The sequence below is a fragment of the Kitasatospora humi genome (assembly GCF_020907985.1).
Taxonomy (GTDB): domain Bacteria; phylum Actinomycetota; class Actinomycetes; order Streptomycetales; family Streptomycetaceae; genus Kitasatospora; species Kitasatospora humi.
This window is the reverse complement of the sequence record NZ_JAJJPA010000022.1, coordinates 69,244-91,293: the sequence shown is the minus strand read 5'-3', so window position 1 is coordinate 91,293 and position 22,050 is coordinate 69,244. Positions and strand designations below refer to the sequence as shown.

General features: G+C 71.2%; 15 protein-coding genes, 1 tRNA gene and 1 pseudogene. 12 read left to right on the top strand and 5 right to left on the bottom strand.

The window, feature by feature from the left end; translation table 11 throughout:
* The first annotated feature begins 432 nt into the window (after positions 1–432).
* Complete coding sequence (locus tag LN042_RS21290) at positions 433–1,356, top strand: hypothetical protein (RefSeq protein WP_230052879.1); 924 nt, start codon at positions 433–435, stop codon at positions 1,354–1,356.
* A 643-nt stretch (positions 1,357–1,999) separates the two neighbouring features.
* Here the strand turns inward: LN042_RS21290 and LN042_RS21285 are convergent.
* From LN042_RS21285 to LN042_RS21275, 3 genes are all read right to left on the bottom strand, one after another.
* Positions 2,000–2,494: a hypothetical protein gene (locus LN042_RS21285; RefSeq protein WP_230052878.1), complete on the bottom strand. Its 495-nt coding sequence runs from the start codon at positions 2,492–2,494 to the stop codon at positions 2,000–2,002.
* Between the two features lie 285 nt (positions 2,495–2,779).
* Complete coding sequence (locus tag LN042_RS21280) at positions 2,780–3,439, bottom strand: hypothetical protein (RefSeq protein ID WP_230052877.1); 660 nt, start codon at positions 3,437–3,439, stop codon at positions 2,780–2,782.
* A gap of 309 nt (positions 3,440–3,748) precedes the next feature.
* On the bottom strand, positions 3,749–4,741 hold the full coding sequence (locus tag LN042_RS21275; protein WP_230052876.1) for an ArsR/SmtB family transcription factor: 993 nt from the start codon (positions 4,739–4,741) through the stop codon (positions 3,749–3,751).
* A gap of 70 nt (positions 4,742–4,811) precedes the next feature.
* On the opposite strand from LN042_RS21275, the gene LN042_RS21270 reads away from it, so the two are divergent.
* A complete protein-coding gene (locus tag LN042_RS21270; RefSeq protein ID WP_230052875.1) occupies positions 4,812–6,086 on the top strand; it encodes an MFS transporter in 1,275 nt (424 codons plus the stop codon).
* Between the two features lie 227 nt (positions 6,087–6,313).
* Here LN042_RS21270 and LN042_RS21265 read toward each other — a convergent pair whose 3' ends face one another.
* A complete protein-coding gene (locus tag LN042_RS21265; RefSeq protein WP_230052874.1) occupies positions 6,314–9,331 on the bottom strand; it encodes a non-ribosomal peptide synthetase in 3,018 nt (1,005 codons plus the stop codon).
* 622 nt (positions 9,332–9,953) lie between these two features.
* Here LN042_RS21265 and LN042_RS21260 point away from each other — a divergent pair.
* From LN042_RS21260 to LN042_RS21225, 8 genes are all read left to right on the top strand, one after another.
* Positions 9,954–11,780 (top strand): zeta toxin family protein, encoded by a 1,827-nt coding sequence (locus LN042_RS21260; protein WP_230052873.1) that lies wholly within the window; start codon positions 9,954–9,956, stop codon positions 11,778–11,780.
* Between the two features lie 816 nt (positions 11,781–12,596).
* Complete coding sequence (locus LN042_RS21255) at positions 12,597–13,238, top strand: dihydrofolate reductase family protein (protein ID WP_230052872.1); 642 nt, start codon at positions 12,597–12,599, stop codon at positions 13,236–13,238.
* Between the two features lie 182 nt (positions 13,239–13,420).
* Complete coding sequence (locus tag LN042_RS21250; RefSeq protein ID WP_230052871.1) at positions 13,421–13,978, top strand: GNAT family N-acetyltransferase; 558 nt, start codon at positions 13,421–13,423, stop codon at positions 13,976–13,978.
* An 864-nt stretch (positions 13,979–14,842) separates the two neighbouring features.
* A complete protein-coding gene (locus tag LN042_RS21245) occupies positions 14,843–15,511 on the top strand; it encodes a hypothetical protein (protein WP_230052870.1) in 669 nt (222 codons plus the stop codon).
* Positions 15,512–15,744: 233 nt separating this feature from the next.
* Positions 15,745–15,821, top strand: a tRNA-Met gene (locus LN042_RS21240).
* 884 nt (positions 15,822–16,705) lie between these two features.
* A complete protein-coding gene (locus tag LN042_RS21235) occupies positions 16,706–18,133 on the top strand; it encodes an APC family permease (protein WP_230052869.1) in 1,428 nt (475 codons plus the stop codon).
* 133 nt (positions 18,134–18,266) lie between these two features.
* Entirely contained in the window at positions 18,267–18,623 is a 357-nt protein-coding gene (locus LN042_RS21230; protein ID WP_230052868.1) for a cupin domain-containing protein, read from the top strand.
* 67 nt (positions 18,624–18,690) lie between these two features.
* Positions 18,691–20,085, top strand: a complete 1,395-nt coding sequence (locus LN042_RS21225; protein ID WP_230052867.1) for an NAD(P)/FAD-dependent oxidoreductase — start codon at positions 18,691–18,693, stop codon at positions 20,083–20,085.
* A 573-nt stretch (positions 20,086–20,658) separates the two neighbouring features.
* Here the strand turns inward: LN042_RS21225 and LN042_RS21220 are convergent.
* On the bottom strand, positions 20,659–21,069 hold the full coding sequence (locus tag LN042_RS21220; RefSeq protein WP_230052866.1) for an SRPBCC family protein: 411 nt from the start codon (positions 21,067–21,069) through the stop codon (positions 20,659–20,661).
* A 338-nt stretch (positions 21,070–21,407) separates the two neighbouring features.
* Between LN042_RS21220 and LN042_RS21215 the strand changes: the two are divergent.
* Positions 21,408–21,548 (top strand): annotated as a pseudogene (locus LN042_RS21215) (VOC family protein); the annotation flags it as partial.
* A gap of 191 nt (positions 21,549–21,739) precedes the next feature.
* Complete coding sequence (locus LN042_RS21210; RefSeq protein WP_230052865.1) at positions 21,740–21,994, top strand: LapA family protein; 255 nt, start codon at positions 21,740–21,742, stop codon at positions 21,992–21,994.
* Positions 21,995–22,050: the final 56 nt, after the last annotated feature.

Here is a 22,050-nt window from a genome sequence, read left to right as displayed (position 1 = left end):
GCCCAGGCACGGTGGCTGACCGATGGGTCGCGCTGCTCCCAGCATCGCTCCGCCCACTGCTGACGCGACCCACTGCTCCGGGCTCGGGCCGTACCGGGCACGAGCCCGGCGACCAGCGCCCGGCCCATGACGAACGAGTCTCGGGTGACGCAGGCAAGCGCTCCGCCCGCGGCAGGCGCCTCTCCGCCCGCGGCAGGCGCCTCACCACTGCCGAAGCACTGGCACGCCGCGGCGCGGCCGGCCGTGGCCAGGGTCCTCGTGCCCGGCCTGGGCGCCGTCACCCGCCGTCTTGCCGCCCAGAGCAGCGCGACCATGCGCGCCGGTGGCGGTGAGAGGCGGGCGGGTCGCACAGGACGCGCTGCTCGGCGTGCGGGCTGCCGACCGGCTCATGGAGAAGCCGCACGGGCGAGCGCGTGGTGCCAGGCTGGGGCCATGGCCGACCATAGCGATGCCGACGACCAGGTGCTGGACGACCTGTTCAGACTGGTGCCGGGTGAGTTCGTCCCGGCACGCGATCGGGCCGTGCGCGCAGCGCGGGCCGAGGGCCGGCGAGAGGAGGCCGCGGCGCTTGCCGCTCTGCGCCGCCCCACCCAGGCCGCGTGGGCCGTCAACCAGCTCGCCCGCAACCACACCCCCGATCTGGCCAAGCTGCTGGAGACCGGGGCGCGGATGCGTGCCGCGCAGGCCCGCCCCGACCCGGAAGCGCTGCGGGAACTGCTCGGCCAACGGCGCCGGCTGCTCGCAGAGCTCGTGGACGCGGCGGTCCGGGACGCGGCCGGCGCCGGTGAGCGCTTGGGCGACGCCGCGATGCAGGCGGTGGAGCAGACGCTGGCTGCCGCGATGGCCGACCCGGATGCTGCCGGCCGAGTCGCGGCGGGTCGGCTCGTGGCCGCGCTCAGCGTGCCGACCGCATTGCCCGACCTCGGCCCGCTCCTCGCCGCCGTCCCCGACCCGCCCACCCCCTCAAGGGCCGGCGGAAGGCAGCGCACCACCACAGCCAGCCGGACCCGACGGCAACCGGAACACGACACCGCCGAGAACCACCGGCGGCTTGTGGCCGAGTTGGAACAGCGGCGGGACCGGCTGCGTGGCCAGGCCCAGGCGGCGCAGCGGGCCTCGGTCAAGGGCGAACGGGACCTGGCTGGTGCGCAGGAACAGGCTGAGCGCGCCCAGGGCCGGGTGGAAGAGGCTCAGGCTGCGGTGGAGAGGGCGCGGTTCGCCGCCCGGCGGGCCGACGAGGCCCGACAGGAGGCCGCTGACCGGCTGGAGGAGCTGCGCGGGCGGGCCGCCGAGCTTCAGGCGGCGGCCGAGCGCGCGGATGAGGAGCTCCAGGCCCGCCGGAGGGAGCAGCCATAGCCTGCGCCTCGGAAGCGGGCATGGCCGGTGGGGCGTTCGACCCAGCAGCATGCTCCGGGAAGGGTGCGGCGCCGCATAGTGGGAGGTGGGAGGGGGTTGCGCCCGGAGGCGGTCGTCGTGGCCGGGCCCATCTGGACCGGAAGCCTCGGCTTCGGGCTCTGTGTTGGCGGCTCGTGGGTGTCGCAGGCGAGCACCCCGCCGTCGGGTGTGGCGGCACTGTCTCCCGTGAAGGGCCGCCTCGTTGTTCCTCTGCCCCACCTCGCGCCACCTGCTGGCCATCGCGCTGAGTCCGAGTCAGCCGGTTCGCCCCTCGACCGGGCCGGTGTCCGCGACGGTATGCCGTTCATCCTCGCCGTGGACGGGAGCTACGAGGTCCGGCACTTCAGTACCCTCGCAGCCGGACTCGAGATGGCGCCGGCGACGGTGGAGTCAGCGGTGCTGCCATCCTGTTCGCGACCGGCATGGCCTGACTCACACCCGGGCCACCGATGTCGGCCGCGCCTGGTGGCAGTTCCAGACGTTGGTTCAGAGAAGCGGCAAGCTGATCGACATGCTCGCCACCGGCTGGAACTGCGAAGCGTGGCCCGACGCCTATGCCGGGCAGGTCCGCGATCTCGTCGGAGGGCGCCGGCGGGCGGGAGCCTCACCCGGCCGTCAGCCGCCGGTGGGTGACCCGGGCGATCTCATGCCAGAACGGCACGGCCGACAGGTAGCCGCCGAGTGCGGCGAGCACGCCGAACGAGACGTCGACGCTCACCCGGCCCTGCTTCGCCCAATAGACGTCCTGCAGGTCAAGCAGCAGCGCGAACTCATCGGTGATCAGAGCCGCGCCCGCACCGTAGACGGCTGCCACCGCCGGGTGGCCGACCGCCTGCTCGTCGCCGCGGACGGCCACCAAACCGACCCCGGCCAGTGCCGCGATGCCGATGTTGTAGTGGTGCAGATGCTTCCCGCCGGCCGACACGTTGCCCCAGGGCAGCCAGCCGCCCCTGATCCCGTGCGTGATGAACCGCACCGTGCCGAACGTGGTGCCGAAGGCCGCCCACATCACCACCAGCGACAGCTTGGTCGGCGTGAGATGCCGGTCCGCCACCCGCCGCCACTCGTCCACCAATCGCCTGGATGTCACTGTTGCCATGCCACCGTCCTCCGACCGTCGTCCGGGCCCCACGGTCGACGCTAACCGAAGTGCCGCCGGCCCACCCGGCGGGCGTCGAAGGGTCCCGAGGTGCCAGGAGCCCCTCAGAACCCCCCGCCGGCCCACCCGGCGGGCGTCGAAGGGTCCCGAGGTGCCAGGAGCTCCTCAGAACCTTCCCCCGCGCCCTCACCGGCGCCGCGTGTCCCCAGCCGGTGACCGGCCCGACGGCCGGTCCAGCGTGAGGCCGCGCTCGAGGAGCCCGTTGTCACAAAAGGTCGAGGCTAGCTAGTCGGACGCGACCGGTGCGGCAGCCTGCGCGGGGTCGCCGTTCGCCCGCTGGAGCGGCTGGTCCTGGTCGGGCCAGGCCGCCACCAGGTCACGGAAGCTCGCGAAGCGGGGGCCGGGAACGGTCTCCTTGGTCGTCTGACCGTTCAGCCAGCACATTTCCTTCTGGAAGGTGTCGCTCTCGGTGTCGAGCAAGCAGCACACTCCGCCGCTGGCGGCGGTGAGGCCGGTGAATACTGCTCTCATGCTCGCGGACCGCTCGAACATCAGGCTCATCCCCGTTGTGGCTGCGGTGAACTCCAGCGAGGCGTAGTGCGGGTGCATCGCGGGCGCGAACCGGACGGTGAGGTAGACGTACCCGATCGGGACCCTCCCGAGTTCGTCGAGTTCGAGGTCACGACCCTCCTCGAACTCGCGCACCGCGTCATCGACGCCGACCATGATCGAGGTGTCGAGTTCAAGCCTGCCGCTGCTGGAGCAGTCGACCGGGTCGCTCTTGAAGCCGGACGTGAACGGGAGGACGAGTCGGTCACCACTGGGCAGGGTGACCGCGAGCGGCGTATTCCGACGGTGCCGCGGCGCTAGCTCGACGAGCGCGGCCAGTGCCCTGGCGACGTTCTGAGCAGGCGTGAATACCTCATAGCTGTAGTCAAGTCCCATGCACTTCACTCCCCCTGGGCCGAACCGTATCCTTCCACGACATGCCCGTACGGACTTGGGCATTTTCCGGAGGTGTGCCGGTCCGGCGCCTCCGCTCGGTCCGGGCAGGGGGTAGCCCACTCAGGTCCGGCGACGCTGGTCGTGGGCGGCCGTGACGACTCCGAGCAGCGGCCAACTCCCGGCCGTGCGGTTCGACGAACCCGACCACCGGGACGGGCGGCGACGCAAACGGCCTTCCGCTGACCGGGCACGCCTGCCCGCCGAGCGGGTCCCTGTCGCCGGATCGTCCACCGGCTGGCGGGCGGCCCGTCAGTGGCGACACAGCTCCGTGCCGAGCGGGCTGCGCAGGTAGAGCACCGACCGCCCGTGCCGGGCCCGCGTCACCAGCCGGTTGGCCAGCAGCACCGCCAGGTGCTGGCTCACCGCGCCCGGGGTGACGCCGAGCCGCAGGGCCAGATCGGTGGTGGAGGCCGGCTCGGCCAGCAGGGCCAGCAGCCGGGCCTTGGGTGCGCCGACCAGCTGCTCCAGCACCCGCGGCCCGGCCGGCGGGTCCACCGCGCCCGCGATGGTGCCCTGGCCCCGGGCCGGGTAGTTGACCACGGGCGGGCGGTCCGCGCTGATCGAGGTGTTCACCGAGCTCACGAAGCAGGTGGGGATGAAGACCAGGCCGCGCCGGCTCACCTCGACGTCCACCGGGTCGCCGGGCCGGCCGAAGTCGCGGTCGAGCGTCAGCACGCCGTCGGACCAGGACAGCTTGGGGTCCAGGTCGGCGAGCAAGACCGCCAGGCCCTGCTGGGCCAGCGTCCGGGCCCGATGGACGATGTCGGCCTCCAGCACCGAGCGGGCGCGCGGCCACCAGTGCGGCGCCAGGCACTCCTCCCAGTACTCCTCCAGTGCCAGGCAGATCCGCTCCAGCAGGAGCTCCGGTTCGGCCAGTCCTTCGGCCAGCGGTGGCGGCAGCACCCGGTCGTGCGGCAGGAAGGCGGGCTCCAGTTCGGCGCGCAGGGTGGCCGGGTCGGTGGCCCGCAGCACGCTCAGCTCCGCTCGCAGGCTCGGGGCCGGGCCGCTCGGGCGGGGCGTCAGGAAATCGGGCACGTAGCGGTTGCTGGCGGTCAGCGAGCACAGCAGCCGGTACCCCTCCAGCTGTTCGAAGGTCGGCCGCAGCCGGCGGAACCAGGCCTGCTGCGCCGGGTAGCTCTGCGGGTGGGTCCACATCCGCAGGCTGAGCACCGCCTCGTGCAGCGGTGACCAGGTGAAGGAGAGCGCGGTGACGTCCGCGAGACCGAGGTGAAAGCGGTACATTCCAATCCTTGGATTGAGGCTGACGCTAAATCAGTGTCCGCACCGTACGCCGTCGCGCTGAGCTTGCGCCATGACGACGACCACCACGGCCGCCCCGCCCGCTCCAGCGATACGCAGACGCGGAAGCCTGCTCCCCACCGACCCGGTGCTGCGCCTGCTGACCTGGACCACCCTGGTCAACGCGCTCGGCAACGGGCTCTACTTCACCGTCAGCGCCCTCTACTTCACCCGCATCCTCGGCTACGGCGTGGCCCAGACCGGTGTGGTGCTCACCGTGGCCGGGCTGTGCGGCGTGCTGGCCAGCATCCCGGCCGGGCGGGCCGCCGACCGGTTCGGCAGCAAGCCGGTGGTCGTCGTCCTGGTCGCCGTCGAGGCGGTGCTCAGCGCCGGCTTCCCGCTGCTCCACGGCCTACCCGCCTTCCTCTTGCTGTCCTGCGCGGTCACCGCGGTGGACCGCGGGGTCTCCGCCGCCCGCAGCGCGCTCTACGCCGAAGCCCTGGCCCCCGAGCAGCGGGTGGCCGGACGGGCCTACCTGCGGGCCGTCACCAACGTCGCGATGGGCCTGGGTGGTGTCCTGGCCGGAGTGACCCTGCAAGCCGACACCCGCTTCGCCTACACCCTCACCGTGCTCGCCAACTCGGTCAGCTACGCGCTGGTGGCGCTGTGGCTGCTCCGGCTGCCGAACCGCCCGGCCGCGGCCGTCCCGCCCGCGGCCCGGACCCGGGCCGAGCGGCGCAACCCGGCACTGCGCGACCTTCCGTTCCTCACCGTGACCGTGCTGAACGCGATCCTCACCCTGCAGTTCGCGCTGCTCGAGGTCGGCGTGCCGCTGTGGATCGTCCGCGACACCCACGCGCCGCGGGCCCTGGTCGCCGCCGGCATGACCATCAACACCGTGCTGGTGGTGCTGTTCCAGGTCCGCGCCACCCGCGGCACCGAGCAGCCCGGCCAGGCGGCCCGGGTCTGCCTGCGCGGCGGGCTGCTGCTGGCCGCCGGCTGCGTGCTGCTCGGACTGGCACACGGCCTGGGCCCGCTGGCCGCGACCGTGCTGCTGGTGCTCGGCCTCGTGGTGGAGGCGCTCGGCGAGGTGCTGAGCCAGGCCGGCAGCTGGGCGCTCAGCTACGACCTGGCGGGCGACCGGGCGGCCGGCGCCTACCAGGGTGTCTACAACGCGGGCACGGCCGCGGCCGGGATGGTCGGGCCGGCGCTGATCACGGTCGGCGTGATCGGCCACGGACCGATCGGCTGGCTCGGGGCCGGAGTGCTCCTCGCCGCCGCGGGGGCGGCGATGGTGCCCGTGACCCGGTGGGCGCAGCGCGGAGCCACGGACCCGGCGGCGGTCTGAGTCGCGGCGGGCCCGGCCGGCCACGACCTCATGGCCAGGGGTGACGTGCCGGCACCAGGTCCGGTAGCGCCTGACCTAGTCGTGGTCCAGGTCACACTCGTTCTTCGCCTGCGGCCCCCGTGCGGTGGCGCCGGGCTTCGGCGCCACCGCACGAGGACTCTCGTGCTCGGCCTCGCCGAGGCCTGCGCCACCGCGTTCGGCGACGCCTACCGGCGGGCGCCGTTCACCTACAGCTGTTGCAGCTGTCCGAGCGGGACCCGGGAGACCTCCCGGGCGATCGCCGACACGGTGTCGAGCGTGGGTTCGGCGATGACCCGGCCGAGTTGAGACATGAACTCGGTCTCCGTCTGCGGCGGTAGGACTTCCCTGCAGACGCGGGCCAGCATGGTCAGCAAGGAGAGCGAGTCGCCGCCGAGCTGGTGGAAGTCGGTGCGGGCGTCGATCTGGGCCTCGTCGATACCAAGGCTGGCCGACCAGATCAGGGCGACCTTGGACTCGATCGGGTCCCGGTCGGGATGGTTGGCCGAACCGGCCGGGGCGGTTGATCCGGTGTGCGCCTGGTCGGCGAAGGGGTCGGGAAGGGCTCGCACGTCCACCTTGCCGGCCACGCTGTACGGGATCTCCTCCATCACGAGAGTGGCGGCCGGAACCATGTATGCGGGCAACCGCTGGGCGGCATGGGCCTGCAACTCCTCGGCGCTCACCTCGGCGTTCACCAGGACGTAGCCGTAGAGCGCTTTGCCGGAGCCGTCCGGACGGTTCCGGGCGACGACGACGGCGCGATCCACCCGGTGGTGCTCCTCAAGGGCGCTGGCCACCTCCGTGGGCTCGACGCGGTGGCCGCGGACCTTGACCTGGTCGTCGATGCGGCCGAGGAACTCCAAAGCGCCGTTCGGAAGCCGCCGGGCCAGGTCCCCGGTCCGGTACACCCGGGTGCCGTCGGCCAGCCTGGGGAACCGCTCGGCGTCCAGGTCGGGCCGGCCGAGGTAGCCGCGGGCCAGTTGAACCCCGGCCAGGTACATCTCGCCCACCTCGCCGTTCGGCACGAACCGGCGGTTGGGATCGAGCAGGTGGACCTGGGTGTTGTGGGCCGGGACGCCGATCGGAACCGCGGCGCGGTCGGCGTCCCGTACCGGGTCGAAGGTGTGGGCCGTGCAGCCGATGGTGGCCTCGGTCGGGCCGTACTCGTTGATGATCCGGCAGTCCGGGCCGAACATCTCCTGGGCACGCGCGGCGACCTCGACCCGCAACTGCTCGCCGACCACGACGACGCTGCGGAACCCCCGCGGCGCGATGTCCAGGCGGCCGATCAGCTCCAGATGCGAGGGGGTGAGGTTGAGCATGGTGGCGCTGGAGCCCTCCAGCAGTCGGCGCAGCGTCAGATGGGTGGGCTGGTCCTGGACCAGGACCACGGTCCCGCCGTTGATCAGCGGCAGGAAGATCGACGTGCCGGACACATCGAACGACAGCGAAGTCAGCAGCGGGAGCCGAGTGCTCGCGTCGACCCCGAACTCCTCGGTGCCCCAGTGCAGATAGTTGAGCAGAGCGGCATGTTCGACCTGGACGCCCTTGGGACGTCCGGTGGAACCCGACGTGTACAGCACATATGCCAGGTCGTCGGGCCGCGGGTCGGCGTCCGGCTCACGGGCAGGCGCGGCCGTGGACGCCGGCAGATCGTCCAGGCTGATCGGCTCGCACCCGTTCGGAGTGTGCTCCCGGGCCAGCTGCGGAGTCTCCACCAGGCAGTAGCGGGCACCCGAGTCGCGGAGCAGGTCGGCCAGCCGCGCGTCCGGGTGTTGGACGTCGAGCGGTAGGTAGGCCGCCCCGGCGCGAAGGATCCCCCAGATCCCGGCGATCGCTCCCGGCGTTCGCTCCGCCAGCAGACCGACCACGTCACCGCGACCCACGCCCCGAGCCCGCAACGCACTCGCCACCGCGTCCGCTCGCAGACTCAACTCACGGTAACTGAGCTCGCCTTGAGGACCCGTGAGGGCAATCGCGTCGGGAGTGAGCTCGACCTGGTCACGGAACAACCGCAGCAGCGAACGCGACGACACGGGTGCCCGTTCGGTGCGGTTGACGGCCTGCTCCCGATCGGCCCGCGGCGACAACGCCTCCACGACCGCGTCCAGCAAGGCGTCCATCCGCTCGACTGCTCCCGGCACATCGCGCCAGGCGAGCACGATCTCGGTGTGGCCGGAGCTCTCGACGATGTCGATGCCGGGGGGAGCCGAGGGGCCCGAACCGCCCAGGCTGTACACCGTCGAAGGCCGGAACGACTGCGCGCTGTAGTCCGCCAGATCGACCGAGCCCATGCTGGCGACGAACGCGGTGCCCATGTAGCGCTGTTTGCGGCGCGCGGTGTCCTCCATCCCGTCGCTGAAGAAGCGGATCACCGGGAGCGGCATCTTCAGCAGCCATGGGGCGGTGCGCAGCGTGAACTCCCGGCGCTCGGCCAGCCCGGTCAGCAGTTCCTGGTGCACCTGTTCCCAGCCGGTGCCTGGCTCGACGTCGAGGTTGACGGCCAGCGACAACCAGCCCGTGCTGCGCAGATCCGGCTGGTGGCGGCGCAGATCGACGGGGACGAAGAACCGTGTCATGGGCTCGCCCGGAGTCATGGCGGCGACAGCGGCGATCACCTTGGCGGTAACCGCGGCGTGGATGCCGTCGACCGTCCGTCTGCGCCAGATGTGATCGTGCCGCCCACGGGGGATCGGCGCCATCGGCGTGGTCCATTCCGCCTTGCCCAGGCCAGGCTGGATGGGCGGCAGGCCCTGCGGCATCAGGTGCTGCAAGAACTCGCCGGTGTTGAAGGTGGAGGTCGCGCCCTGCGGCTCCTCGCCGCGCAGCACCTGGAAGACGTTGGCTGCCCACACCAGCATGCCGCGCGCGTCGGTGATCGCATGGAAGCCCCGGAAGACCAACCGCAGCGGCCGGCCTCGTCCACGAGTACCGTCAGCGTCGTCCCCGGCGACTTCACCGGGGACGAACAGGACCTCGCAGGTCGCTCCGCCGTCGTTGAGCGTCGTCTGCAGCGCAGGGTGAGCCAGGAGGTCCTGTCCCGGTTCGAGGTTCACCATGCGCACGGCCGGAGCGACGCCGCTGTCCACCCAGTTCCGCTTCCTCCGGTGCAGGCGTGTCCCGGGGCAGGCGTCACCGGCTTTCTCCACGGCCGCGGCCAGAGCCTCGACGGTCAGATCCCCGTGGCCCTCGTACACGTGCTGGCAGACATTCGCGATGCCCATTCCGATGTACGTCCACTCATCCGGCCCAATACGTCGGGTATACGACGGGCTAGACGCGTTCACGGAGACCTCCAGGGCTGCGGTGCCAGCTACGAAGGCGACACTGGACGTCCTCCGCCTGCCTGGGCGCGGACTGTAGGTGGCCTGTGAAGAAAATAGTGTTGCCGGGCGGCGTTCAACTGCCCAGAACACACGGTTGAATGCCGTGGTCCCGTCAGGTCGCATATTCTGCCGCGGCACTCGTTCCGAGCCGGCCGATGATGGCCCGAGTGCCGGCTGCATTGTTTCAACAGCAACGGAATCGAGGGCCTGGCGTGCTGCGGGTCTCGGCCACCTTGCCCAAGCCTGCGGACCTGAACGCCCTGACCGCTGCAATCATCCCACCGTCTCCAGGCCGTGTCCCTCGACGTGTGGCACGCTCGCATGCCAACGGTCATGCGGTGGGCGGAAGTTCGTCGTGGGTGGGGCAGATCTGCGCCATGCGGCCCTCGGGTAGGTAGTAGGTAGCGGCGGGGGAAGGCGATGCATTCGTCGTATGTCTCTGTCCGAGGCGATCGCGCTTGCGCGTGCGACCTACGACCGGACCTGACCAGCCACGGCGCGGGAGAGGGGGAACGGGAGCATGGCGCAGGGGACGCTCTCCGCAGCGGAACACCAGGACGTTCTGAACCGGATGATCCTTCCGGCTTGGACCAGTGGGGCGGTGCCGCAGGAGAAGCCGGTGGTGCTGCTCGTGGCCGGGCCGCCCGGCAGCGGGAAGACCGTCCTCGGCGATCTGCTGCTGCCGGTCCTCAGCTTGCGCGGCGGCGCGGTGCGGATCGACGCTGACCTCTACAAGGCTGAACACCGGCGCTACGAGGCGCTGCTGGCCACGAACGTGCGGACCGCCGGTAGCGGGGTGCGGCTGGACACTCGCCGCTGGCAGACAGCGGTGGAGGAGTACGTGCGCACCCACTGTCTGGACGCGGTGGTGGAGACCGCGTTCGGCGACCCGGACGAGGCACGGGAGCAGGCGCGGGCGTATCGGGGGGCCGGGCACCGGATCGAGGTGGTCGCGGTGGCATGCCCCCTGGCTTGGAGTCAGCTGGGGTTGCTGGAACGCTATCTCGGCGACGGCGCGGGGGCCGGGCGCTACGTGTCGTGGGCCGACCATGACGAGTGCGCCCGCCAGTTAGCCCGCACCCTGGACGTGCTGGAGACCGAGCACCTGGTCGACCGGGTCACTGTGGTGCGGCGCGGCCTGGAGTTCTTGTACGCCAACGAGCTCGTCGGCGGGGTGTGGGTGCGCCCGCCGGGCGCGGCCAGGACGGTGGAGGCCGAGCGGGCCCGGTGGTGGGATGCGGTGGAGACCACTGTCTTCCGCCGGTCGCTGGCCCGCGCACAGCGCGCTCTGGTGCGGGCGCAAACCCGCCTGCCAGCCGACTGGCTGCTCGCAGTGGAACGGGATGCGGAGCGAGCCGCCGCGCTGGCCGAACCGGTACGGCGCACCGTCCAGCCGATCGCCGCCCCGCCCGGTGTCGACTACCACCGGCTGTCCGCCGATGAGCACGAGTGGATCTTCCAGAACCTGGTCGTCCCCGACCTCGGGGAGATCGTGGCGCAGGAGCGTCCCGTCGTCGTGTACGTGATGGGGGCGCCCGGGGCGGGCAAGAGGTGGGCGGCGGTGATGGTGCGCCAGGCGCTGCGGGAGCGGCGGCCGGTGTGGCTCTCCGGCGGACGGTTCAAGGCGGCCCATCCCGACTACCGGCGACTGCTGCGGGAGCACCCGCGCACCGCCTCCGCCCGGATCCGCGCGGACTACAAGGCGTGGCAGGCCCGGGCCGAGGCCCACGTGCGGGACCGGCGCGGAGACGCGGTGATCGAGATCGCCCCGGGCAGCGAGGCCGCCTTCCTCGACGACGTCGCCGCGTGGCGCCGGGCCGAGCACCGCGTCGAGCTGCTGGTGCTGGACGTACGCGCGCCCGACAGCCGCCAGGGCACCGCGCTGCGCTACGCCGAGGTCAGCCGGAGCGGCACCCGGCCGGGCCGGTTCACCACCGCCGCCGGACACGACCGGTGCCTCACGGCGGTGCTGGAGTGCGTCCAGGCCGTCGAGGAGCAACGCCTGGTGGACCACCTCACCGTGATCCGGCGCGATGGCACCGCCGTCTTCCACAACACGCTCGGTGCCGACGGCCACTGGACCGGGCCGACCGGTGCCGCGCTCCTCGCCCGGGCGGGGCAGGTGCGGCCCTACACCGACCAGGAGGCCCGCCGGTTCCTCGCCGGGCAGCGCGAACTGCGCGCGGCCCTGCCGCAGTACCGGCGCGAAGTCGACGCGATCACCCGCCTCGCGTGGCCGCTGCTACCCCCAGAGGTCCAGCCCGGCCGACTCGCCTTCACCGCGCCCACAGCACTCCCGACACCGCGCTCCTGCGCCCCGGCGATTCCGCCATGCCTGGCGTCGTAGAGGGCCTCGATCCGCTCCAACTCCGCCTCGGAGGCCTCCGGCAGATCGCGTAGCGCCTTGGTGCCGGCGGTACGCTCGGCCGACAACTGCTTGACACGGGCGGGGCCGGGTCCCGGGTGCCGGCGTTCGGCGGGACCTGACTCGGGGTACCCGACCGCGCTCTCCTCGATCTTCTCCGCGACCTGGCCCAGAGCGCCGGCGTCTGCCGCGCCCTCCGGCGCGCCGGGGCCGGCGTCGGTCGGTACGTGGGCGGGTAGGTCACACCATCTTCCCGACCCGCCGCCGTCGGCCCGGCAGCGGCTGCCAGGCCGGCGGGTCCAGTTGCGGCTGCCGTACACCAGGTGCTGTGCGCTGCGGTGCTCTCCTCCAGGCCAGGGAGGCCATCAACTCGTGGTGCGCCTGGTGGGCCTTGTACTGCCCGTGTTGCCGGACGGCCTGACACCTGTCGTCGTAGGCGGCGCGGCTGTCGGGTTCACCAGCGCCTCGGTGAGGGAGTGCCGGCCCGGGCGGCCGAACCGCAGGCACACCAGCCCGAGCGGCCCGAGCTCTGCCAGGAGCTCCAAGGCCAATCGGCAACCCACGTACGGGGGCAGCGCCCCTTTCTTCGGCGAGCCTCATCACCCGGGCGGGCTCACGGGCGCCATCGTGGTCGGAGCACCGGCAGGGCATCCGATGAACGGCACCGTTCCTGGCGGTGGATCAGATGGGCGAGGCGGTCGGCGGGTGCGGAAACCGGGTACCGGCGCGGCGATGAGTTTTCCGGCCCCGGCAGGTCTACATCTCGACAGGGACGACCAACTCATCGGGAGTACAGACATGGGCCTCATCCACATCGAGCTGTTCGCGACCCTCGACCTGGTCGGGCAGGCGCCCGGCGGACCCGACGAGGACCCGGTGGGGTTCCCGTTCGGCGGCTGGCAGGTGCCCCTGCTGAGCGAGGTCACCGGGGCGCAAATCGGTGCCGCGTACGAGGGCACGGACGCCCTGCTGCTCGGCCGGCGGACGTACGACATCTTCGCCGCCTACTGGCCGCACCAGAAGGACGGCGAGTTCGCCGAGCTCTTCAACCGCGTCCCGAAGTACGTGGCCTCCCGCGCCACGCCCGACCTCCGGTGGGCCGGGTCCACGCAGCTCGGCCCGGACCTGGCCGGCGCGGTGCGCGAGATCCGTGACCGGCACCGGCACGTGAAGGTCGTCGGGAGCCTGAACCTGGTGCAGACCCTCCTGCGGGAGAAGCTCTTCGACCGGCTCGACCTATGGGTGCACCCGATCGTGCTCGGCGTCGGGAAGAAGGTGTTCGACGGTGGCGCGGTGCCCACGAACCTCGCACTGCTCGAACCACCGGTGGCCGGTCCGCAGGGCACCGTGTACCTGCGCTACGGGCTCGGCGACGGCACGCCAAGGACGGGCGACATGAACGCACCCGACCGCGGTCTCGGGAACGACGACTTCCGGTGATCCGATGACCACTGTCAACGCCGATGGGATCGTCGACCTACGCGCGACCACGACGCCCTGGCACGCTCCACCGCTTCACCCTGTCGACCGCCGAGCAGTTCCACCAGCGGCACGGCGGAACCGCCGGCATCGAGCAGTGGCGAGGCCTCCGAGTGTGCGGCTCTTGGAAACAGACTGCTGACATGCTGTTGGGTATCGAGATGGACGGTCGTTGCCTTCGGATCCGTGACCTTGAACCGCCGGACGAGCAGGGTGTGTTCAGCTTGTTCGAGGCATGCGAGGACTGGTTCTGCCATGCCCTCGGTCAGCCCGCTATGCCCGGCGATGTCCAGAGCCTCTACTACAGCCTGCCGGAGGGCGCGGAGTTCGAGAACAAGGCCATCTTGGTGATCGAGGCCGAAGGCCGGATCAGCGGGCTCATCGACGCCGTGCGGGAGCATCCCCATCCAGGAGCGTGTTCAGTGGGGTTGTTCCTGATGCACCCCGATTGCCGTCGATTCGGTCTGGGGCGGGCCGTGGCTTCAGCTCTCATCGGGTCGCTGGCGGCGGGTGGTTGCACCGAGGTCCTCGCCTCCGTTGCGGAGGGCTGGCGGCCGGGCCTGAAGTTCCTCGACGCACTCGGCTTCGTGGCGGAGGCTCCGCATGAGGCCGGCCCCGCCAACCGGAATCCCGGGCCCGGTGAGCGCCCCACGGTTCGCGCGCGCCTGCGGATCTCGGCCATTTCATGTCCTGAGCCGTGATTCCCGGCTCGAGGTGCTCGGAAGGGCCTGCTTGTCGGCGGCCTGTCCGGGGTACAGGTGCTGGTCGGGCGAAGACACGGCTCGCATCTGCGATTCCGGGACCCGTGCTCCGTCGACGTCGAGACGCCCCACCCGGTCGACCTGAGCTTTCCCCACTGTGCGGGAGGTGCTGGCGAGTTGGTCAGGGCGGGTTCGGTGGTTCAACGGCCACTGGCGCCGGGCTCGCCGATGCAGACCGGCCACGTGGACACCCGGATCCTGTTGATGGGCAACGCGGTCACCGAGCCGGGGCGCCAGGGGACGAAGTCCCCGGCGGACCTTCGGCAGCCGCCGGCGAACGCGCTGACGGGCTACGCCGCCGACACGCAGTGGTCACCGACGCGGGCCGGAACGACGCGGAGCCCGAGAGAAGTTGGGCGGATCGCAGTGGCGTCCACCGGGGCTTTCCCAGTCAAACGTGGCAGCTGTGCTGCATGGAATCGGCGACGATCCAGCAGGGTACGCGACACCGCGTCAGGGCCAGGCGGCACCACTCGCGGCCTACCTGTTGGCCAATGTCCGGCCCGATCAAGCGACTTCGCCGGACCGACCGGCCAAGAACAGCCCTACATTCCAGGCGCTCGGTGTGTACGAACTCGCTGCAGGCCCACTCCATCAAGGCACACGGCCAGGAGGCGCCCTGTCACGCGAGCGAGCAAGGAGACGTCACAGACGCCATCGTGTCCAGCCCCGCTCTCGACTCATGGCTCCGCAACGGCCGATTGGCGCAGGACAGCGCTGTTCATCGGCCCCTGACTCCGACCCCGCAGGTTCGACCTGGGTAGAGTCTGGACTCGCCAGTCCGAAATCTCATGGGGGAATTCTTTGCGTACCAACGCCCTGCTGCGTCTCGCCCTGCCGACCGCCGCGTGCGCCCTGCTGCTGACCGCCTGCGGCCCCGACGACAACTCCGGTGGCACCAGCGCCAACTCCGCAGCGCCTTCGGTCGCCACCAGCGCCACTCCGAGCATGGGTGCCAGCACCGGGAGCGCCACCACCCCGTCAGCTGCGGCCGGCGCGGCCACGCCGACCGACAACGGCAGCGGCGGCGCAGGCACCTACCAGAGTCCGCTCGGCCCGACCGCCACCGGCCACTCGAAGGGTGCTCACAAGCTGGCCATCACACCCGTCTCGGTGGTCAAGGCAACCGCCGCCGATGTCGCGCCCCTCCACTTCCAGGACTCCGAACTGGCCGGCAAGACGCCGTACTTCGTCACGGTCCAGTTCACCAATGAAAGCGGCGCCACGGTCCCGGACTTCGGCGACAACGACATGCGGATCTGGGTGCACACGACGGCCGATGACAGCGGCATCATCAACAGCAGCCCGGTCGTCTACCACATCCCGCAGTGCCAGACGCCGAATCCGGCCCCGGCCGACAACGGCAAGGGCGACCGCGAGTGCGGCGTCTACCTGGTGCCGAACGGCCAAGCGCCGGAGTTCCTCTCCTACGGCGCCCCGATGGACGTGCCGATGATCTGGAAGGTCGGCTGAGAGCACACCGAATGACCTTCGCGCCGATGGGCGGGCGGTCGGGGTGGTCGGCAATCCGCCCGCCCCTCCGTCCGGCCCAAGGCCCAAGGCATTCGACTCGAGAAGCCGCCCTGTCGGCCGGCACTGACGGTGGCCTTTGATGTTTCGTGTGGCTGCGACATCGTTACGACTCCTGACAAAACGGGTAACCGATTTCGCGCTGGCACGATTACCGTCTAAGCTGATCTCGCCGACGCGGGGTGGAGCAGCTCGGTAGCTCGCTGGGCTCATAACCCAGAGGTCGCAGGTTCAAATCCTGTCCCCGCTACCACCAGGGGTGGGGTTCGCGCACGATCGCGCGGATCCCACCCCTACTTGTTGGCCGGCCTGCCGCCCAGACGCTTTGACGACATCGTGCTCTTGAAGGCGCGGCCGAACGCGCTCGTAGCGAATGCGCCGGCCGGCGGCCTGCAGATCACTGAGGGCGAGCGACGTCAACACCGCACTCTATAGCAGGAGTTGCACAGCCCCGGCGTCCTACCCGGCTCGTGCTCGGCCTTCGGGAATCCAGCGCGCGATCCAGCGCGCGGTGCTCGCCGCCACCGGGGTAGCGGGCCCGGGCACCAGGCCGTCGAGGAGCCCGCGGTGGCATGTCCCGCGAGATCGACCGTGCCGTGGCCGACGCGTAAATCTACTGACATGACGGCACGTCAATAACCTTGCTGGGATGAGGAGGCGGCCCAATCGCTGCGGTCCGCCGACGTGGCGGCCGGCCTCCGGTCCAGTGAACCGCACATGTGCTGCCGGGCCCTGGTGAACGGGCCCTCGGGGCGCGCCGAACGGCGACGGGGCCGGCCTGGGGGGACTACGGTTCCGACGGCCAACCAGGCCGGCTCGGGCGACCTTCCGCATCCCCGGGAAACCTCGGTGGCGCTGCTGCCACCGGCCCGCTCTCAGGCTGGTCGGCTGCGCATGTCAACCAGCTGTCGTCAACATGGTGTCAAGGTGTGCGCAGGAACATTGACAGGATGCTCGATTGCCGGGTTGAGCAGCAGCCCCGAAACTCTAGGCCCACAAGGATCTTGACAGGGCTTGAACCCCGGTCGCCGGGCCACTGCCCGGTGGGCTCCCCATTCGGTGCCGTCCAGCTCCACTCCGCACTCAGCACCACTCCTCAGAGGTGACGAATTGAACACAACCGCCGTGGATCGCCCGGTGAATCGCCTGTCGGCGCCCAAGCGCGTTCGCCTCATGCCGCTGGTCGCGCTGATCTTCTTCAGCGTCTCCGGCGGCGCCTACGGCATCGAGGGGCTCTTCTCGGCGTCCGGGCCGGGGATGGGGATCCTGCTGATCATCGTCACCCCGGTGATCTACAGCATCCCGCACTCGCTGGCGGTCGCCGAGCTCGGGACCGCGATCCCGGTCGAGGGCGGTTCCTACCACTGGGTCAAGCGGGGGTTGGGGAAGTTCTGGGGCTTCCAGCAGGGGCTGCTCCAGTGGATCAACAGCTTCGTCGACATGGCGCTCTACCCGGTGCTCTTCACCAGCTACTTGCAGAGCCTGGTCGCGGCGGTGGCACCGGGCCGGCACGTGCTGTTCTCCCTGGGGCACCTGAGGTTCGACCTGAACTGGTTCATCTGCCTCGCCGTGATCGTGGTGTTCACCCTGCTCAACCTGCTCGGCGCGGGCTGGGTCGGTGACTCGTCGGTGGCGTTCGCGCTCATCTGCCTGACCCCGATGCTCATCCTCACCGCGGTCGGGATCGCCCACCTCGTCGGCCACGGGATCAACCCGGTCGGCTCGATGACCTCCTCGTCGGACCAGTCGATGTGGAACGCCTTCGGTGCCGGACTGTTCATCGTGATGTGGAACTACTCGGGGTGGGACAGCGTCTCCAACGTGGCCGGTGAGATGGAGAATCCGCGCAAGCACCTGCCCAAGGCCCTCGCCATGGCCGTCGTGCTGATCATGGTGGGCTACCTGCTGCCCTCGCTCGCCTCGCTGTCCATCGGCTCCGGCGGCGACGCCGGCTGGAAGAACTGGGACGCCGGGTCGTTCTCCCAGGTGGCCAAGGCCCTGGCGGGCCCCTGGTTGCAGGTGACTGTGACCATCGGCGGGATGTTCGCGGCCGTCGCGATGTTCTCCGCGCTGCTCGCCTCCAACTCCCGCCTGCCACTGGTGCTCGCCCAGGACGGCTACTTCCCGTCCTGGGTGGCCAAGGAGAGCCGCCGCTACGGGATGCCGATCGTGTCGATCATCGGCTCCTCGGCGATCTACGCCCTGTTCTGCCTCAGCAGTTTCACCAACCTGGTGATCTTCGACGTCTTCCTCACCAACCTCGGCATCCTGCTGGAGGTGGCCGCGCTGATCGCGCTGCGGATCAAGGAGCCCGAGCTGGAGCGGCCCTACCGGATCCCGGGCGGCTGGTCCAGCATCGCGGCGATCGTGCTCCTGCTGGGCGGCGTCTGCTCCTGGGCGGCCTGGGAGCAGTACAGCCAGAGCGGAAGTCGGGCGGTGGTGTACGCGGCCGTGGTGGTCGCCGGGTCCGTGCTGCTCTACCCGCCGCTCGCCGCGAACCGGGCTCGGAAGGCCCGCCGGGCCGCCCTCGCACCGGTGACCGACCCGGCCGGGGTGTCCTCGTAGTCACCATGCGCTCCCGCTTCCGCCGGGCGCCGAAAGCAGCGCCCGGCGGCCTTACGGGGTGTCACCCGGCACGACGTCAGGTTCACACCGTGCTCACTCCCGGGTGCCTGCGCCAGTGGATAGCGTCAAGCCCATGAACAACAGCTTCGCCCTGCACATCCCCGACGCGGACCTCGAACCCGAGCCGCTCGACCCCGAGCAGGTCGTCTCCGGTACGCCGCAGGTGACCGGCCGCGTCCTGTGGCAGTCCGAGGACGGCCGCCAGTTGCGCGGCATATGGCAGATCACGCCCGGCGTGGTGACCGACACCGAGGCCGACGAACTCTTCGTGGTGGTCAGCGGCCGGGCCACCATCCAGGTGGCCGGCGGTTCCACGCTGGAGGTCGGCCCCGGCGACGCCGGTGTCCTGCACGAGGGCGACCGGACCACCTGGACCATCCACGAGACCCTCCGCAAGGCCTACGCCATCACGCTCAGCGAACCCGCCTGAGTCTGACCGGCCCGACCCTCCTCCCCCGCTCCCATCCCGCCCCCGCCACAGCAGCTAAGGAACACGCATGGATCCCGTCCGTTCCCTCCAGGACGCCAAGCCGACCCCGTTCTGGCTGGACGACCCCGGGCGGCCGCAGGCGCTCTCCGCCCTGGTCGGGGACGCAACCTGCGACCTGCTGGTGGTCGGCGGCGGCTACAGCGGCCTGTGGACCGCACTGATCGCCAAGGAGCGGGACCCCGCGCTGGACGTGGTGCTGATCGAGGGCCAGGAGATCGCCTGGGCGGCCTCCGGGCGCAACGGCGGCTTCTGCGCCGCCAGCCTCACCCACGGCCTGGGCAACGGCCACCAGCGCTGGCCCCGCGAGCTGGCCCGGCTCGAGCGGCTGGGCGCCGAGAACCTGCAGGCCATCGAGGACAGCGTCAAGCGCTACGCGATCGACTGCGAGTGGGAGCGCACCGGCGAGATCGACATCGCCACCGAGCCCTACCAGGTGGACGACCTGCACGAGATCGCCGCACTCGCGGCGGAGCTCGGCAGCGAGCTGACCTTCCTGGACCGCGACGCCGTGCGCGCCGAGGTCAATTCGCCGACCTACCTCGGCGGCCTCTGGGACAAGGACGGCGTGGGCATGGTCAACCCGGCCAAACTCGCCTGGGGCCTCAAGCGAGCCTGCCTCGAGGCGGGCGTGCGGATCTTCGAGCACACCCGGGCGACCGACCTCGCCGAGTCCGGTCCCGGCATGGCCGTGCGCACCCCGTACGGCCGGATCTTCGCGGGCAAGGTCGCGCTCGGCACCAACGTCTTCCCCTCGCTGGTCAAGCGGACCCGCGCCTACACCGTTCCGGTCTACGACCACGCGCTGATGACCGAGCCGCTCAGCGCCGAGCAGCTCGCCTCGATCGGCTGGCAGGGCCGGCAGGGCCTGGGTGACAGCGCCAACCAGTTCCACTACTACCGGCTCTCCGCCGACAACCGGATCCTCTGGGGTGGCTACGACGCCATCTACCACTACGGCGGCCGGGTTCACGCCGAGTACGACCACCGTCCGCAGACCTACCGGACTCTGGCCACCCACTTCTTCCAGACCTTCCCGCAGCTGGAGGGCCTGCGGTTCACCCACGCGTGGGGCGGCGCCATCGACACCTGCACCCGCTTCTCGGCCTTCTTCGACACCGCCTACCGCGGCAGGGTCGCGCTGGCCGCCGGATTCACCGGCCTCGGGGTGGGCGCCACGCGGTTCGGCGCCGAGGTGATGCTCGACCTGCTGGCGGGCGAGCACACCGAGCGCACCGCGCTGGAGATGGTGCGCCGCAAGCCGCTGCCGTTCCCGCCCGAGCCGGTGCGCTGGATCGGCATCGAGCTGACGAAGCGCTCACTCGACCTGGCCGACCGCAACGCGGGCCGTCGCAACCTCTGGCTGCGCACCCTGGACCGCCTGGGCCTGGGCTTCGATTCCTGAGGGTCCACGGGGTTCGCTTCGTGAGGGTCCATGGGGTTCGCTTCATGAGGGTCCATGGGGTTCGCTTCCTGAAGGCTCCAATCCTGAGTCCCGCTCACCGGGCCCCGCGGCGTCCGGGTTCGCGGCAGCCGGGGCGGCGGTCCGGAAACGTGCTCCGGACGGCCGCCCCTTGGCGGCGGCCGGGGGCGGCTCAGCGCGCCCCGGTCGGCGCCGCCACGGAGGTTAACGCGGACAGTTGTCGCCCGGGCGCCGCGCCGAGCAATGGTCTCGGGAACTGGAAGGTCTTGCTCAGCAGCTCTCGTGCTGTGCCGAAGAGCAGCAGACCGGCCCGGTGAACGGACCGGTTTCGGCGGGTGGACGCGGTCGTCGTCGTGCTGGGCCACGCCGAGCAGCCCGTCGAGGGGCCAACCGGCGCTGCGCAAGGCCGTGGACCGGGTCCTGGCTGGCCCGGCCCACCGCAGCAACGCCGCTGACCGGCTGCCGAACTCGCGGCCCCCAGCCGCTGAGGGCGATCGCCGAGCCGGTGGACTCGCTCGGCTGACCAAGGCGGCACGCCTCCGCAGGAGCGGCGGGTCAGCCGCTGTTCTCGACTCTCAGGCGGACCTGCTCTTCCAACCGGGCCAGGCTTTCGTCCAGGCCCTGCTCGACAGCCTCACGCGTCGGGGCCGAGGTCCCGCCGAAGAACGACAGGTGGATGGTCACCTGGCTCGCCCCGGCGCCCATGCCGGCCACCTGGAGCCACCCGGCGTACCGCCCGTCGTCCCGAGTGCCCCACTCCATCCGCCGCTGGTCCCGCAGCGCCCGCAGCAGTCCCCGCTCGTCCGCGCCGCTGCGGTCCTCGTGCACGGTCACCGCGGGCGGGTCATCGACCCGCACGTGCAGGTCGCGGGGCATCCACGCGTCGAGCCGCCCGGTATCGGCCGCCTCATCGAAGACCAGCTCCGGCAGGGCCGGCATGGTGCGGGTGCGTTCGTACTCCGTCATCGCCTACTCCTCAAGTCCTGTCCGCACCGCGGTCGGCGGACCGCTCCCTCGGGTCACGGAAGAATCCGCGGCCGGAGGCCGGAGGCCGGTTCTGCCGGTTCTCCCCAACCGACCGCGCGGCGCCTGGGTGTCCGCCGCCCACCCTCGGCCCCGGCCGGCGAAACCGCGACCGGAAAGCCGCCGACCGGGGAATCCATCGGCGCAGCGGCCTTGCGCCGGTACCTGGATCACCAGCGCCGGCCCCCCGGGGGAATGGCAGCGCCAGCAGGACGGCCGCCGTCCAGGGGGTGGGCGCGGTAGAGCGCGGTTGTCCTCGGCGACGGCGGCAGGCCGGCGGGGAAGCCCGGCTGCGGACGGAAGGCGTGGAGATCACCATGGCGCTGCGGGAGGAGCCGTGGGGCGAGCGGCTGTTCCAGGTGACCGATCCCGACGGCGTGGTGATCCAACTGGTCGAGTGGGTCACTCCGGCCGCGATCTGACCGGATCGAACCGGCACCTGGTCGATGGCTGACCGGGGCGGTGTGCGGCAGCTGTCCGGCTCGACACACCGACGCCCCGCCGGCTCCGCGGCGGGGTGTCGAAGGTCGATGTGGGTCGCACTTGCCTGCGGGCCGGCCCAGGAGCGGGTCCCCGGGCGAGCGGACCGTGCGGCGCGCCACATACTGGAACCATGGCGAAGTACACCGATCCGCCGCAGCGCACGTCGACCGTCACGGTGAAGGGACGGACAGTACGGTTCCGCACGATCGGGATAATTGTCCTGGCGATCCTCGCCGTCTGGTTCATCGCGGCCAACACCGGCTCGGTCTCCGTCCGGCTCTGGATCAGCACCGTGACGCTCCCGCTCTGGACGGTCCTGGCCGTGACCCTGGCCACCGGCATCCTGATCGGCTGGCTGCTCGCACGCCGCGGGGCGAGACGCTGACCGTCCCGGGAGCCCACCGCACCGTGGTCGTGGCCGCCGGGTGACCACGGCTGCGA

Coding starts and splice junctions, on each gene's coding strand:
- LN042_RS21255 (WP_230052872.1), top strand. CDS start 12,597: ATGGGCCTCATCCACATCGAGCTGTTCGCGACCCTCGACCTGGTCGGG.
- LN042_RS21285 (WP_230052878.1), bottom strand. CDS start 2,494: ATGGCAACAGTGACATCCAGGCGATTGGTGGACGAGTGGCGGCGGGTG.
- LN042_RS21225 (WP_230052867.1), top strand. CDS start 18,691: ATGGATCCCGTCCGTTCCCTCCAGGACGCCAAGCCGACCCCGTTCTGG.
- LN042_RS21275 (WP_230052876.1), bottom strand. CDS start 4,741: ATGTACCGCTTTCACCTCGGTCTCGCGGACGTCACCGCGCTCTCCTTC.
- LN042_RS21230 (WP_230052868.1), top strand. CDS start 18,267: ATGAACAACAGCTTCGCCCTGCACATCCCCGACGCGGACCTCGAACCC.
- LN042_RS21260 (WP_230052873.1), top strand. CDS start 9,954: ATGGCGCAGGGGACGCTCTCCGCAGCGGAACACCAGGACGTTCTGAAC.
- LN042_RS21210 (WP_230052865.1), top strand. CDS start 21,740: ATGGCGAAGTACACCGATCCGCCGCAGCGCACGTCGACCGTCACGGTG.
- LN042_RS21220 (WP_230052866.1), bottom strand. CDS start 21,069: ATGACGGAGTACGAACGCACCCGCACCATGCCGGCCCTGCCGGAGCTG.
- LN042_RS21250 (WP_230052871.1), top strand. CDS start 13,421: ATGCTGTTGGGTATCGAGATGGACGGTCGTTGCCTTCGGATCCGTGAC.
- LN042_RS21280 (WP_230052877.1), bottom strand. CDS start 3,439: ATGGGACTTGACTACAGCTATGAGGTATTCACGCCTGCTCAGAACGTC.
- LN042_RS21270 (WP_230052875.1), top strand. CDS start 4,812: ATGACGACGACCACCACGGCCGCCCCGCCCGCTCCAGCGATACGCAGA.
- LN042_RS21265 (WP_230052874.1), bottom strand. CDS start 9,331: ATGGGCATCGCGAATGTCTGCCAGCACGTGTACGAGGGCCACGGGGAT.
- LN042_RS21290 (WP_230052879.1), top strand. CDS start 433: ATGGCCGACCATAGCGATGCCGACGACCAGGTGCTGGACGACCTGTTC.